Consider the following 13,449-nt stretch of genomic DNA (forward strand, 5'->3'; position numbering starts at 1 on the left):
GAAGAGATCGAATTCAGATGGCAGCCCCTGACCCAAACTGCCTCTGCAATTAATCTTTCGACGCACGCCACATCTCAACCTATTCCCATCTGAACACAGTCATTCAATCGAAAGCGATTGCCGTATCGCCGCGCGCCCGTCCCCCCTCGCGCTTCCCGCATCGGCCACCGACTCGACTGGATCGGCGTCTCTCCCGGAAAGGGGTCCCGGTATGCGCAGGCACGTCCATCGCGGATTCACACTGATCGAGCTGCTGGTCGTCATCGCCATCATCGCGGTGCTGATCGCCCTCCTGCTGCCCGCCGTGCAGGCGGCGCGCGAGGCCGCCCGCCGCGCCCAGTGCACCAACAACCTGAAGCAGATGGGCCTGGCCCTGCACAACTACATCTCGGTGCAGAATTGCTTCCCGCCCCTCTGCGGCAACATGTGGCGGAGCGGCACGGCGACTCCGAATGGGGAAAAGGGCGACTGGCCGCTCGGCTGGGCCACCATGCTCCTGCCGATGATGGAGGGGCAGGCCCTGGCCAACGCCGCGAACTTTTCGTTCGGGGCGAACTCCGAGGTCAACTATCTCACGGTCTGCCGGGCTCAGGTGGCGTCGTTCCTGTGCCCGTCGGAGAGTCGCAGCGTGGGCCCCTGGCAGCCGCAGACGTGGATCAATTACGCCGCCAGCATCGGCGGGCCGGCGTCGATGGGGACCTGGAGCGGCATCATCGTCCCGATGCGGGAAGACTCCCAGGTGATGATCGCCACCAACTACCCGCAGAACGCCGGGACGGCCACCATCGCCTCCGCGACCGACGGCACGTCGAACACGGTGGCCTTCAGCGAGCGCCTCATCGGCCTGCCCAACGGCGACTACACGATCAATTCGCCGAACGCGAAGCGGGTCATGTTCGGCCCGGTCCCCGGCATCATGAAGGCGGACTCGGGCGGCGCCGCCACGGCGATGGCGTTCGTCCAGGCCTGTCGCGCCCTGCCCGGGACCAATTCCACGGCCGGGTCGCAGAACAATGTCTGGATCTCCGGGGCGGTGTGGGCGGGCTCGCACGGCAACACCCTGCGATTCAACTCCTACTCCCACGTCAACACGCCCAACGGGATCTCGTGCCGGGCCGAGGACTACCCGGTGGGGCAGGCCATCGACGCCATGTCGCCGAGCAGCAACCATCCGGGCGGCGTGAACGCCTGCATGGCGGACGGCTCGGTCCGCTACATCAAGGACACCATCAACCTGCCGACCTGGTGGGCCCTGGGCACCCGCGCCGGCGGCGAGGTGATCAGCTCCGACGCCTTCTGATGCCCGATCCCGGGCGGGGGGGATGGCGGCCCCGGCCACCTCCGCCCGCCATCGTTGGGGCTTTCCCGATCTCGACCCTATCCGAGGATATTCTCTCCATGTCCCTCGAACGCCATGCGAAGATTGTCGGCCTGTTGATGCTGGCGGGCCTCCTTTCCGGCTGCGGTGATGGCACGGGCGGCGCCCCGCAGGCCCCCGTCGCCAGCGACCAGGCCGATGGCGGCCAGGCCGCGGCCCAGTCGATCAAGAGCATGCAGCCCCCGCCCCCGCCGAAGTCCAATCGACGGTAGGCCCCGCCCCGGCCCCCGACCCCGCTCGATCGAAGCCCGCCGGCACCCGGCCCCCTGGGGATCCGGGCTCGCCGGCGATGGACTCGCGGGCGGGATGCCGGCATCTCCGGAATCGGGTGGGCAGCCCATCCCCGCGATCCCCGCGATCCCCGAGCATCGCCGGGCGACCCGCAGCCCGTCGCCGATCTTGCCCCGCCCGGTTCGGTGGGGTAGCTTCAATAAGAGGGGATCCGGAGACGAGCGGGCGAGCAGGGGATGGGCCGCGATGGCTGACACGAGGGGATTCGGCTCGCAGATCGCGATCGGGGTGGCCGCCATCGCCGTGGCGTTGGCCTGGTTCGGCGGGCAGGGGGGCCTCCCTCGCCTCCTGCCGGTGGCGCAGGTCCCGCGCCCGCCTGCGCCCGGCGCACGGGCCCGCCCCCCCGCCAACCCGGCCCCGCCGTTCGACTCCGGGGCGGTGCCGCCGGAGATCCCCGCCGACCTCGCCCGGGCCGCCGTGGTGGACGAGCAGATCAACGTCCGGATCTATGCCGGGGTGAACAAGAGCGTGGTGAACATCACCACGGCCGCCACGGCGGTGGGCCTGTTCGGCGACGAGTCGACGTCGAGCGGGTCGGGCTCGGGCTTCGTCCTGGACCGCGAGGGGCACATCCTGACCAACTTCCACGTCGTGGAGTCGGCCGACACGCTCCAGGTGACCTTCCACGACGGCACGACCATCCCGGCGCGGGTGGTCGGCGCCGACGCCTCCAACGACGTCGCGGTGATCCGCGTGGAGGCCGAACCGGGCCGGCTGTTCCCGGTCGCCCTGGGGGATTCGTCGCGGCTCCAGGTCGGCCTCAAGGTGCTGGCCATCGGCAACCCGTTCGGCCTGGAGCGAACGCTGACCACCGGGATCATCAGCAGCCTCGACCGCTCGATCCAGGCCAAGAACGGCCGGACCATCAAGGGGATCATCCAGACCGACGCGGCCATCAACCCCGGCAACTCGGGCGGGCCGCTGCTGAACGCCCGGGGCGAGGTGATCGGCATGAACACGGCCATCCTCAGCCAGGTCGGCCAGTCGGCCGGGATCGGCTTCGCCGTGCCGATCAGCACCATCCGCCGGCTCCTGCGGCCGCTGATCGATCACGGCCGGGTGATCCGGGCCGACCTGGGCCTGACCCGCGTGTTCCGGACCCGCGAGGGGCTGCTGATCCTCGGCGTGGCCGAGGGCGGGGCCGCCGACCAGGCCGGGCTCCGGCCGATCCAGGCCCGGCGCTATCGCGTCGGCAACCGGGTCGTCTCCCGGCTCGACCCCGAGTCGGCCGACCTGATCGTGGCCATCGACGGCAAGCCGGCCGCCGCCTACGACGACCTGCTCACCGAGGTCGAGTCCCACGCCCCCGGCGATTCGGTGGTGGTGACCGTGATCCGGGAGGGCCGCCGCCTGGACGTCCCGGTGACGCTCGGCCAAGATTGATCGTGAGCAACGGCGGTCGACGCCTGGGTGCCGGGGGGCCAGCGGGATGATCGGGACCTTCGCCTGCCCGGAGTGTGGCCGGGAACTCGAGGTCGAAGGGATGGCGCCGGGCGGCCTGGTCCGTTGCGAGGATTGCGCGACCTGGGTGGAGATCCCGTTCCTGCCCCGGGCCGCCCCCTCGAAGCGGTGGCGGTCCCCCCGCAGGCGGGCCCCCTGGGAGCGGACGGCCCTGCGGGCGGGCCTGGTCCTGATGGGCCTGGCCCTGGTCGCGGCGACCGCCAGCCGGATGGTCGGCGACCGGCTCCGCGCCGGTCGCGAGCGCGTCCTGGCCGAGCTGATCGCGTCGGCCGACGCCGCCGAGTCCGAGAACCGCCCCGATCGGGCGCTGATCGAGATCGAGGCGGCCGTGGCCCGGGCCCGCGCGATCCGTTCGGATCGGCTCGACGCCCTGCTGGAACGCCGCGACGCGGCCTCGCTGCGCGAGGCGAGGTCCCGGCTGGCGGCGCTCGCCTCCCTGGACCCCGCCAGGGCCGTCGGCGAGGCCCTGACGCTCCGCGATCGGGCGGCAACCGACCCGGCGCTCGCCCCGCTGGCCGGGGCGATCGCCGAGGCCCTGGACGACCAGCGGATGCGGCAGGCCGGGGCCGACCGCGACGCCGCCCGCGCCGCCCTGGACGCCGGCCGCGCCTCGGATGCGTTCCTCGCCGCGGCCCGGCTCCACGACCATGCCGGGCCACTCCCGCCGGGCGAGGCCCGCAAGGCCCGCGACGAGGCCGAGGCGCTGATGGACTCCGCCGTGTCGCGGTTCGGGGTGGCGCTCCCCCCGGCCTCGGGCCGGTTCCTGTTCGGGTCGATCGAAGCCTACAACGCCCGGCTGGACGGGCCCTGGTCGGAGGCGCTCCGGGCCAAGGGCTACCTGCCCCAACCCCGCCGCTCGCCCTGGCGAGACCTCTGGGATGCCCGGGCCCCGTTCCGCGCCACGACGGAGATCGTCGAGACCCCGGGCCCCCCGTTCCTCCAATCCAGGAACCTGACCACCGAGATCGACGGCACGTTGCAGCTGGAGCAGCTGGGCCGGGTCCTCTGGGCGAACCGCGTGGCGGTGACGGCCGACGCCTTCCCGCCCAGCTTGTCCGTCCACGGGGGGGCGGGCTCCGCCGCGTCCAACCGCCGCGACCCCGAGGTGGAGCGGAGGCTCCACGAGTCCACCCTCGCCCGGTTCGTGGAGCGGGCCTCGCGGAAGCTGACCGGGCTCCCGGATCGGGCGACCGTCTCGCCCGCCCCCTGAGCCCGCCCAAGGCCGATCAATGGCGGTCGACGGCCTCGTCGACGGCCCGGACCAGGCTCTCGCCCAGCCCCTTCTGGCGGATCGCCTCGACGTCGCCGCGACACGCGAAGAGGGCATCGACGACCCGAGGGTCCCACTGGGCCCCGGCCCCCTTGCGGAGGATCTCGTCGATGGCCATCGGGCCGAGGCGGCGGCGATAGGGCCGGGTGCTCGACATGGCGTCGAAGGCGTCGGCCACGGCCAGGATCCGGGCGGGCAGCGGGATCGACTCGCCCGATAGCCGGTTGGGGTAGCCCTTGCCGTCGTAGCTCTCGTGGTGGTGGGCCACGCCCGGCAGGAGGTGGTGCAGCTTCTTGAGGTCGGACAGGATGTGGACGCCGATCTCGACGTGCGACTGGACGATCAGGTACTCCTCGGGCGTCAGCCGCTCCGGCTTCTTCAGGACGTCGTCGTTGATGCCGATCTTGCCGACGTCGTGGAGCAGGCCCATCAGGTAGAGGTCGCTCCGGTGGTTGGCCGAGAGGCCCATCTCCTCGGCGATGCGCACGGCGATCCGGGCCACCCGCTCGGAGTGCCCCGAGGTGTAGGGATCCTTGGCGTCGATCGCCGAGGTCAGCGAGCGGATCACGCCGAACATCAGCTCCTTGAGCTCGCCGTAGAGCCTGCCGTTGGTCCTCTGGGTGCCGATCAGCGAGGCGACCGGCTGGATCATCTCGACCTCCCGGATGGCGAACGGGTGGTCATCGATCGGGTTGATCGCGATGATCCAGCCGCTCGGCGCCGGGGCGTCGGCGGCGACGGCCACCAGGCGCCGGATCGGGTCGGGCGTCGATGGCGACGGGGTGTTGACCAGGCAGACGCCGTCGCTGGCCCCACGCCAGGGGACCAGGTCGCGATAGGAGGACGTGGAGAGGCCGGCGATGGCGCCGTCGGCGACCACGGCCTCATCCTTCTGGGTCGGGACCCAGGCGACCGCGGCGACGCCGAGGGCCCCCCGGAGCGCGTGCAGGGCCAGGTCCTGGAATTTCTGGGGCGGGTCGGACACCCGGAGCCGGCGGATCAGCCGCGAGGTCAGCAGGCGATCCCCACCGTCGCCCCGGAACGGCGATGCCGCCTTGGGCCGGGGGAAGGCCTCGCCGCGGAGGGCGTCGGCCATCGATTGGCCCCAGGCGCGGAGCGCCCGCTCGGGGCAGGGGCGGCCCCAGCCCGGCCGGGACTCATCTTCGCCGGAGAATCCGACCAGCGCGACCACGTCGTCCCCGGCGGGCAGGGGGACCGGCAGGCAGAGCCAGGTCGGCCCCCGATCCCGGTCGGGCCGCCAGGGCGAGACCCTGCCGTGCCAGAGCAGCCCCGAGGCCAGCACGGCCGTGAGGCTCGCGTCCGCATCGGGGAATTCGTCGGGGTCGATCCCGACCCGGGCCCGCCAGATCAGGGTGGCCGGGTCGAGCAGCCCCACCGGGGCGGCGAACTCGCGGGCCAGTCGCAGGGCGAGGGCCCGGTCTCCGCCCGGGTTGCTCGATTCGCCCGATCGGCTCGGGACGACCTTGGCTTCGCTCTCCGCCGAATGTCTCGTCGCCATCCCGTCCCCCGCCGCGATCGCGGTCATCCCGCACCGTCCCGACCGCCCACCTTCCCGGCTTAACCTAGGACACGAATCCGAGTCGTGCAACCGGGACCGGCACCGGGCCCGACGCCGGATCGCCCCGCCCGGCGGGCCCGGCCCTCGGGAAAACTGGGGCCGGGCGCCGGCCCGGTTGGACAAGGCAGATGGCGTGCCCTATAGCCACGTGGAGGGCGCGAGCCATCCCCGCGATGAGGATCCGCGACCCGGCGTCGAAGTCGATCCAGCGTCCCGCCCGACCGGAAGGTGGCCCCAGTGAATCGGCCTCCGTCGAACGAACCGTTCCTGAACTGGAATCTCGTCGGGAGCGATGAGGCGTCCGGCACCTCGGCCGACCTGACGATGAACTGGCCGGGCCAGGCCCGCCCGACCGAGGATGGGGCCTGGGACGCAGCCTTCTCGGGCGGGCCGGGCCCCCGCCTGGCGGACCCCGCCGCCGACTTCACGCTCCACCCCGGGGCGATCGCCGAGGATCCCCCGACGCTCGCCCGGCCCTCGGACGCCGAGACGCTCGGGCCCCCGGCCTTCGACGAGGCCGTGACGGTCGACCGGGCGCGGATCGGGGCATCCGAGGGGGGCGAGGCGATCGCGTTCCCCCGCAAGGGCGACGGGATCGGCGGCTTCCGGCTGATCTCGGAGTTGGGCCGGGGTGCATTCGGCCGGGTCTTCCTGGCCGAGGAGTCCGGCCTGGGCAACCGCGCCGTGGCCCTCAAGGTCTCGCTGGCCGAAGGGGACGAGCCGCGGATCCTGGCCCGGCTCCAGCACACCCACATCGTCCCGATCTACTCGGTGCAGGACGACCCGACCACCGGCCTCCGGCTGATGTGCATGCCGTACTACGGGGGGGCCAACCTCGCCCAGGTCCTGGAAGCCGCCGGCACCTCGACGGCGGAATCGGGGCCGACGGCATTCGGCGTCGAACGGAGCCTGATCGAGGCGCTCGACCTGGTCGGCCACCCGGCCGCGGCCGAGCCGGGCCGGTCGGTCATGGCCGGCGCGGCCCCGCCCGGCGGCGACGACGCCGGGCCGGGCGCGGCCCCGCCCGGCCCGACGGCCGCCGGCGAGGACGAGGTGGGCCCGGCCCAGCCGGCCCGGCAGTTCCTCCGCCAGGCCAGCTCGATCCGCGCCGCCGTGTGGATCGCGGCGCGGCTGGCCGAGGGGCTGGAACACGCCCACTCGCGCGGCCTGCTCCATCGCGACCTCAAGCCGTCCAACATCCTCATCGCCGCCGACGGCACGCCGATGCTGCTCGACTTCAACCTGGCCACCGACGCCCCCGGCCCGGACGGGGCGAATAAGGCGATGATGGGCGGGACGCTCCCCTACATGTCGCCGGAGCACCTCGACGCCTTCAACCCCCGGGGCTCGACCCGGCCGGAGGCCGTCGACGAGCGATCCGACCTGTATGGGCTGGGGCTGATCCTCTTCGAGATGATCGCCGGCCGCCCGCCCTTCTCCGGGGCCCCGCCCGACATGAAGCTGATCGACGCGGTCGCCGCGATGACCGAGGAGCGGCGGAAGCCGGCCCCGTCGCTCCGGTCGATGAACCCCGACGTCCCGTGGAGCCTGGATTCGATCGTCTCCAGGTGCCTGTGCCCCGACCCCCAGGGCCGCTATCAGCGGGCGGGCGAGCTGGCCGAGGACCTCCGCCGGTTCCTGGACGACCAGCCCTTGCGGTTCGCCCCCGAGCCCAGCCTCCGCGAGCGGGCGGCGAAGTGGGCGCGGCGCAACCCGAAGCTCGTCGGGGCGACGCCGGTGGCACTCCTCTCGGTCATCCTGCTGGCCCTGGCCGGCGGGTCCGCCTGGTCGCTGTCCCGCCACCTCCAGCGGGCCTCGGCGCGGCTGGGGCACGACGAGTTCCGGTCCCGATTCCAGGAGTGCCAGTTCCTGCTCAACACGACGGCGGGCTCGACGGGCTACATTCATCGGGGGATCGAGCGGGCCGAGGAGGCCCTGGCCCTGGCCGGGGTCGAGGACCGGGGCCGGGGCCGGGGCCGGTCCTGGGTCGACGCCCTGGATGCGGAAGAGCGCGAGGAAGCCCGCCGCGACCTCACCGAGTTGATCCTGCTAGTCTGCCGGGCGCGGGTCGTCCGCGCGGAGAAGACCCGCTCCGAGGCCCAACTCCGCGCCGCCCTGGAGACGGCCATCGCCCGGCTGGATGCCGCCGAGCGGCGCGACCCCAGCCCGCCCCGGGCCCTGTTCGCCGACCGGGCCCGCTATCATGCCTCGCTGGGCAACGCCGGATTGGCGGACCGGGATCGGCGGCGTCGCGACCAGATCCTGCCGGCCTCCGGCCGCGACTTCTACATGATCGGCACCGCCTGGCTGGCCGAGGGGCGCCTGGACCGCGCCGAGGAGGCCCTGGATCGGGCGGTCCGGGCCGATTCGCGGCGGTTCTGGTCCTGGTTCTCGCTGGGCCTGTGCCACTACGAGCAGCGGCGCTTCCCGGCCGCCGCGGGCGACTTCGCGGTCTGCACCGTGCTGGCGCCCAAGTTCGCCTGGCCGTGGATGAACCGGGGCCTGGCCCTGGCCCATGACGGCCGGCTGGTGGAGGCCCGCGAGGCCTACGGCCAGGCCCTCAAGGTGGACCCCGACTTCGCCGAGGCCCTGGTCAATCGCGGGCTCGCCCACCTGGAGTTGGGCGACCCGGCCGCCATCGACGACTTCAAACGCGCCATGGAGCTGGGCCGGCGCGAGGCGTCCGTCCGCTCCGCCCTGGGCGAGGCCCTGGCCCGCCACGGCCGCCACGAGGAGGCGCAGAGCCTGTTCGCGAAGCTGATCGAGGAGAATCCCGACGCGCCGAGCTTCCGCGCGGTCCGGGGCATGGCCCTCCTCAAGACCGACCTCCAGGGGGCCGAGGCGGACTTCGCCCATGTCCTGCGGCATCACCCGGGCCATCCCCTGGCCCAGCTCGGCATGGCGCGGTTCCACCATCGGAAGGAGGATTACCGCGCCGCCCTGGACGCGGTCGAGGCCGCGCTCCGGGCCGACCCCTCTCGGATCGATGCCGTGGAACTCCGCGCCTGGCTCCGGGGCCGGCTCGGCATCCCGTCGGCGGTGGACGACGTCGACCGCCTGGTCGCCCGCCCCACCCGCGACCGCCTGTATAATGCCGCGTGTTCGCTGGCCCTGCTGGCGCAGGCCCAGCCGGGCCCGGCCCTGACCGATCGGGCCATCGAGCTGCTCCGCCGGGCCATCGACCTGGACTTCCCGCTCGAAAAGATCCGCAACGACCCCGACCTGGAAATCCTCCGCACGACGCAGGCCTATCGGGCGTTGATCGGCCCGAGGCATCACGCGGTCCCCTTGCCCTGATGGCGGGGGTGATCCCCCCGGGGCGGGGACGAAGTCGAACGCGATCGACCGATCGCGTCACGCGGCCAGGGCGCCGAACATCGCCTCGCGCGAGGCCGCGACGACCGAGGAGATCCCCACCCGGGGGGCCCCCTCGGCGTAGGCGATCAGGAGCGACAGGTCGGCCAGGCGGTTGAGCCGGCGGGGCAGGCCGTCGGCGGCCCGGTGCAGCTCCGCCAGGGACTCGTCGTCGAACAGGGGGACCGTCGCCCCGGCCGCCTCGACCCGGCCCGCGATGTAGGCCGACGACTCGGCGGCGGTGAGCGGGCCGAGCAGGCATCGCGCCGTCATCCGATCGGCGAGGGCGTGGGGCAGGCGGAGCAGGATCTCGGGGCCGCCCACCAGCAGGAGCGACAGGTCGGACGGCCCGAGCGTGGCGAAGTTCAGCACCAGCCGGAGCGTCTCGAACGTGGCGGGGTCGTCGATGAGGTGGGCCTCGTCGACGATCAGGAGCGGGCGTTCCCCCCGCCGGGCCGAGGCCGCCAGGCCGTCGCGGAGCCGAGCGACCGACCCGCCCAGGCCGGGGCCCCGCGCCGCCGGGGCGCGCAGCTCGTCGGCGATGTAGGCCATCAGGTCGGCGGCGGGCATGGCCGGGAACGCCAGGTGGGCCCAGGGGCCGCCCAGGTCGCGGGCCAGGGCGCGGGCCAGCGTCGTCTTGCCGGTGCCCGGGGCCCCGAACAGGAGGGCCGGGCCCTGGCCGTGTTCGAGGCCGTAGCGCAGCCGCCGACGCGCGGCCTCGCGGCTCGCCAGGGGGACCAACCCCGACGGGCCTCCCCCTTCTCCGAACGGCCGGGGGCGGAGGCCGAAATGCTCCTCGTACAACGGCGAGACCTCCCGATCCCTGGGATGGACGGCGGCGGGGCGGGCGCTCCGGCCGGCCCCTCAGCCTCAGACGAACGTCTCGGCCAGCCCCAGCAGGGGGATGCCGCCGGCTTCCAGCACCTGCCGCGCCCGGTACACGGCGCGATCGCCGGTCAGGGCCCGGTTGTGCACCAGGACGGCGGCGTCGACCGATCGGTGGAGGATCGCGGCGCCCAGCCCGGCGAACAGGGGGCTGCCGTCGATCAGGATCAGGTCGTATTCGCGCCGGAGGCGGCCCATCACGGTCGGCCAGGCCGGGTTGGCCAGGAACTCGCGGGGCCGGGCCACGGGGGCGCGGAGCGGGAGGATCGACAGGTGGTCGTCGGGGGCTTCCAGGATCGCGTCGGAGGCGGCCAGCCCGTCCTCGATCACGTCGTCCAGGCCGAGCCGGGGGCGGAGGCCGAGCGATCGGGCCATCATCGGCCCGGACAGGTCGGCATCCACCAGCAGGGTCCGGCCGCCGCGGCGGGCCAGTGAGCGGGCCAGGGTCAGCAGGAGCGTGGTCCGCCCCTCCGCCCGATGGCAGCTGGTGAAGAGCAGGGCCTTGGCCTGGCGCTGGTCGCGGGCCTGGATCAGGGCATCGGCCAGGAGGTCGAACCGCTCGCCGTGCTCGCGCTCCAGGGCGCGGATGATGGCGGGCCATTCGAGCTGGACCGCCGACCCGGCCGAGTTCGGGCCGGGCTCGACGGGGAAGTGCGGGGCGGGCGGGGTGCCCGCCGCGTCGGAGGGCCCGCGCCGGGCGTAGGCGCGGGCCAGGGCTTGATCAATGTCCGCCATCGCTCGTCTCCTCGTTCACTTCGGCGGGCAGGAGATAGCCGGGCAAGACCACCGGGACGTCCCGGTCGAGGATCGGCGCCGCGGTCGAGACGATCGGCTCAAGGCGGAGCGACAGGCACTGGATCGGGGGTTCGTCGCACTCGATGTCCAGCGTCGTCGTCGCCGCGATGGCCAGGGCCTCGGCGCGGTCGCCGCTCGCCAGGAAGAGGCCGAGGGAGACGGGGAATGCGGTGAGCAGGGCGAGGGCCGCGAAACGGACTTCGCGGCGGAGGCGGCGTCGGCGCGGACGATGGCGGGGGCCGCGGGCGACACCGGCGACCATCGGCACGCGGATCAGCACCGGCACGGCCGGCAATTCCCGGCGGGCCGCCGGGATCAAGAGTGTCGGTTTGTCCTGGGTCTGGGTCATGATCTGGGCCCCCTCGTTCGCCGTCGTGGCGGAACGGGTCGGCTTCGGCGGTCGCAACACATCGCTCGGGGCGATCCCACGTCGGATGGGCCGACGTCATCGACCACCCAGTTTTACTAATCGGCCAGGTCGCCCGCGAAACTTGAACGGCCGTGACGGAAATTCCGGGCGCGTTGACCCGGACGGTGGGGCAAGGTTCGCGCCTCCCTCCCAGGGCAGGGCGGGGGAGTTGGGGTCGTCCCGGATCTCCCGGATGTGCCGCCCGGCCAACGAGCCGACCCGAGGAGTCCCTTCCGGGGTCCTCGGGTCGGTTCGATTCGCATCGGCTCGGGTTATCGCCGGGGCAGGGGGGCCGATTAACGGCCGAAGATGCGGAACAGGCCGCGACGGGGGGAGGCCCCGCTGGCGTCGCCGTTGCTGGTCGGGGCTCCCGACGCGAACATCGGGGCGCGGCCGGCTTCGTAGTTGCCGACGGGGCGCCAGGTCGGCGGGGTGGATCGGGCCAGGCGGCTGCCGGCCCCGCCGTTGGCCATGTCGGCCGAGCGGATGTTGGCCTCGGTGATGTAGGGGTTGTGGCCGGCCCAGCGGGTGTTGACCACTTCCAGGAGGTTCAGCGGGCAGAACATCGCCTCGCCGCCCACGGCGATCCAGTCCGGGGCGTAGGTGCCGCTGACGTCGACGTTCCCCTCGGGGGTATAGCGGATGACATACTCGTACTTCGTGATCCGCGGCTTGGGATCCTCGTTGTTGAGGTTCGAGCCCGAGTTGGCGTGGACCTCGACCTCGAGCCGCACCGTCCGCTCGCCCTTGCCGGGCACGGCATGGTAGGTGGCGATGTACTTGCCGATGCCGTGGTTCCAGACCTCGTTGGCCGTGCCGCGGGGCGGGAAGGCGCGGAGGTTGGCCAGCAGGTTCTGCCGGTTGCCGCGGATGTGCGACTCCAGCATGTTGTGGAACCGGGGGGCGTGGTAGTCGGTGGCGTCGAAGCCGAGGCGGGGCGGCCCGGCGGGGATGTCGTTGGCGAAGTCGCCGATCTGGTGGTTGTAGTGGTTCTCGCCGAGTTCGGCCCACAGGGCCTTCAACTCATCCTGGGTCATGCCCGAGCCGGGGGCCGGCTGGGGCTCGGCCAGCATGATCGAGGCCACGGCACCGCCCAGGCAGTGGCCCGGCCAGCGCTGGATGTCCTGGTTCTGGCTGTTGGCCGCCTCCCAGTTGCGGGCGCTGGTCCCGAACAGCTGGTCGTACTTGAGCATCGGCGACGGCGTGGAGAACAGGTTGCCGTCGGCCCCGCGGAAGGTCAGGTCATCGTAGAGGTTGGGGAACCAGGTGATCGTATCGCCGGGGGCGGCGGGGGTTTCCAGCAGGCCATTCGGGCCGGCGCGGATGATGTCCTGCCCCGGGGCGATGTATCCGCCCGGCGTGGCGACCATGATGTCGTCGCCCATGGGATGCATGGTGTCGACCCGGCCGTTGCCGCCGGCCCACGGCTCGTGGACCGCGTCGGACTTGGTCGGCCAGTAGTAATAATTCCAGGGCAGGCGGCTGCTCAACGCCGTCTGGACGAACTGGGTCTCGACGGTGTAGCGGGCATCCTTCTCCGGGACGGTCACCTTGAAGGTGTACCAGCCCTGGGAGTTGCTGGTGCCGACGTCCTCGCCATTCTTCCTCGCCTTACCATCGGGGCCGGTGATCGACTCGACCGTGCCCGCCGAGGCCTTGATGGTCAGATTCCCGCCGAATTTGGTCGGCACGAACACCCCGTAATAGCGGTCTCCCACCTGGCCCGTCAGCGAACCGCCCAGGGGGACGTGTCGGACCTCTTCTTCGGCCCGAGCGCCCTGGGCCACCATCGCCGCCATCGCGATGACTATGGCTCTGGACAGTAGGCTGACGTGGCTGATGCCGATACGCATGCTGCCTCCCGATAACCGATGGAATGTCGCCACGGCTCTATTCCCCTCATCGTACCGGCAAGGTTACCAGTTCGAGGAGAGACCTCCCTGTTGATACCCCCAATGGTTCGGCAGGGCATCATTCGGAGATCGACTCAATTTGATCTCGATGTCTTCTCCAGATCCCCAGGCGAC

General features: G+C 72.5%; 10 protein-coding genes. 5 read left to right on the forward strand and 5 right to left on the reverse strand.

Annotated features, from left to right (window positions below; all coding sequences use genetic code 11):
* The first annotated feature begins 211 nt into the window (after positions 1-211).
* From TA3x_RS07575 to TA3x_RS07590, 4 genes are all read left to right on the forward strand, one after another.
* Positions 212-1,300, forward strand: coding sequence for a DUF1559 domain-containing protein (locus tag TA3x_RS07575; RefSeq protein WP_435019855.1), 1,089 nt, complete (start codon positions 212-214; stop codon positions 1,298-1,300).
* Between the two features lie 98 nt (positions 1,301-1,398).
* The gene (locus TA3x_RS07580) at positions 1,399-1,590 is read left to right on the forward strand and encodes a hypothetical protein (protein ID WP_435019857.1); all 192 of its coding nucleotides are present in this window, start codon (positions 1,399-1,401) and stop codon (positions 1,588-1,590) included.
* 265 nt (positions 1,591-1,855) lie between these two features.
* Positions 1,856-3,052, forward strand: coding sequence for a S1C family serine protease (locus TA3x_RS07585; RefSeq protein WP_435019859.1), 1,197 nt, complete (start codon positions 1,856-1,858; stop codon positions 3,050-3,052).
* Between the two features lie 46 nt (positions 3,053-3,098).
* On the forward strand, positions 3,099-4,340 hold the full coding sequence (locus TA3x_RS07590) for a hypothetical protein (RefSeq protein ID WP_435019861.1): 1,242 nt from the start codon (positions 3,099-3,101) through the stop codon (positions 4,338-4,340).
* Positions 4,341-4,356: 16 nt separating this feature from the next.
* Here TA3x_RS07590 and TA3x_RS07595 read toward each other — a convergent pair whose 3' ends face one another.
* A complete protein-coding gene (locus TA3x_RS07595; protein ID WP_435019863.1) occupies positions 4,357-5,946 on the reverse strand; it encodes an HD-GYP domain-containing protein in 1,590 nt (529 codons plus the stop codon).
* Positions 5,947-6,216: 270 nt separating this feature from the next.
* Between TA3x_RS07595 and TA3x_RS07600 the strand changes: the two genes are divergently transcribed.
* Complete coding sequence (locus TA3x_RS07600) at positions 6,217-9,276, forward strand: protein kinase domain-containing protein (RefSeq protein WP_435019865.1); 3,060 nt, start codon at positions 6,217-6,219, stop codon at positions 9,274-9,276.
* A 57-nt stretch (positions 9,277-9,333) separates the two neighbouring features.
* On the opposite strand, the gene TA3x_RS07605 is transcribed toward TA3x_RS07600, so the two are convergent.
* The 4 genes from TA3x_RS07605 to TA3x_RS07620 all read right to left on the reverse strand — a co-directional run bounded on the left by TA3x_RS07605 (position 9,334) and on the right by TA3x_RS07620 (position 13,275).
* The gene (locus TA3x_RS07605; protein WP_435019867.1) at positions 9,334-10,137 is read right to left on the reverse strand and encodes an ExeA family protein; all 804 of its coding nucleotides are present in this window, start codon (positions 10,135-10,137) and stop codon (positions 9,334-9,336) included.
* A gap of 66 nt (positions 10,138-10,203) precedes the next feature.
* Positions 10,204-10,953, reverse strand: coding sequence for a CpsD/CapB family tyrosine-protein kinase (locus tag TA3x_RS07610; protein ID WP_435019869.1), 750 nt, complete (start codon positions 10,951-10,953; stop codon positions 10,204-10,206).
* Positions 10,940-11,362: a hypothetical protein gene (locus TA3x_RS07615; protein ID WP_435019871.1), complete on the reverse strand. Its 423-nt coding sequence runs from the start codon at positions 11,360-11,362 to the stop codon at positions 10,940-10,942. Before TA3x_RS07615 ends, TA3x_RS07610 begins: the two co-directional genes overlap by 14 nt.
* 356 nt (positions 11,363-11,718) lie before the next feature.
* Positions 11,719-13,275, reverse strand: a complete 1,557-nt coding sequence (locus tag TA3x_RS07620) for a hypothetical protein (RefSeq protein WP_435019873.1) — start codon at positions 13,273-13,275, stop codon at positions 11,719-11,721.
* Positions 13,276-13,449 lie beyond the last annotated feature (174 nt).

This window comes from Tundrisphaera macrotermitis, from assembly GCF_051175315.1.
GTDB lineage: Bacteria > Planctomycetota > Planctomycetia > Isosphaerales > Isosphaeraceae > Tundrisphaera.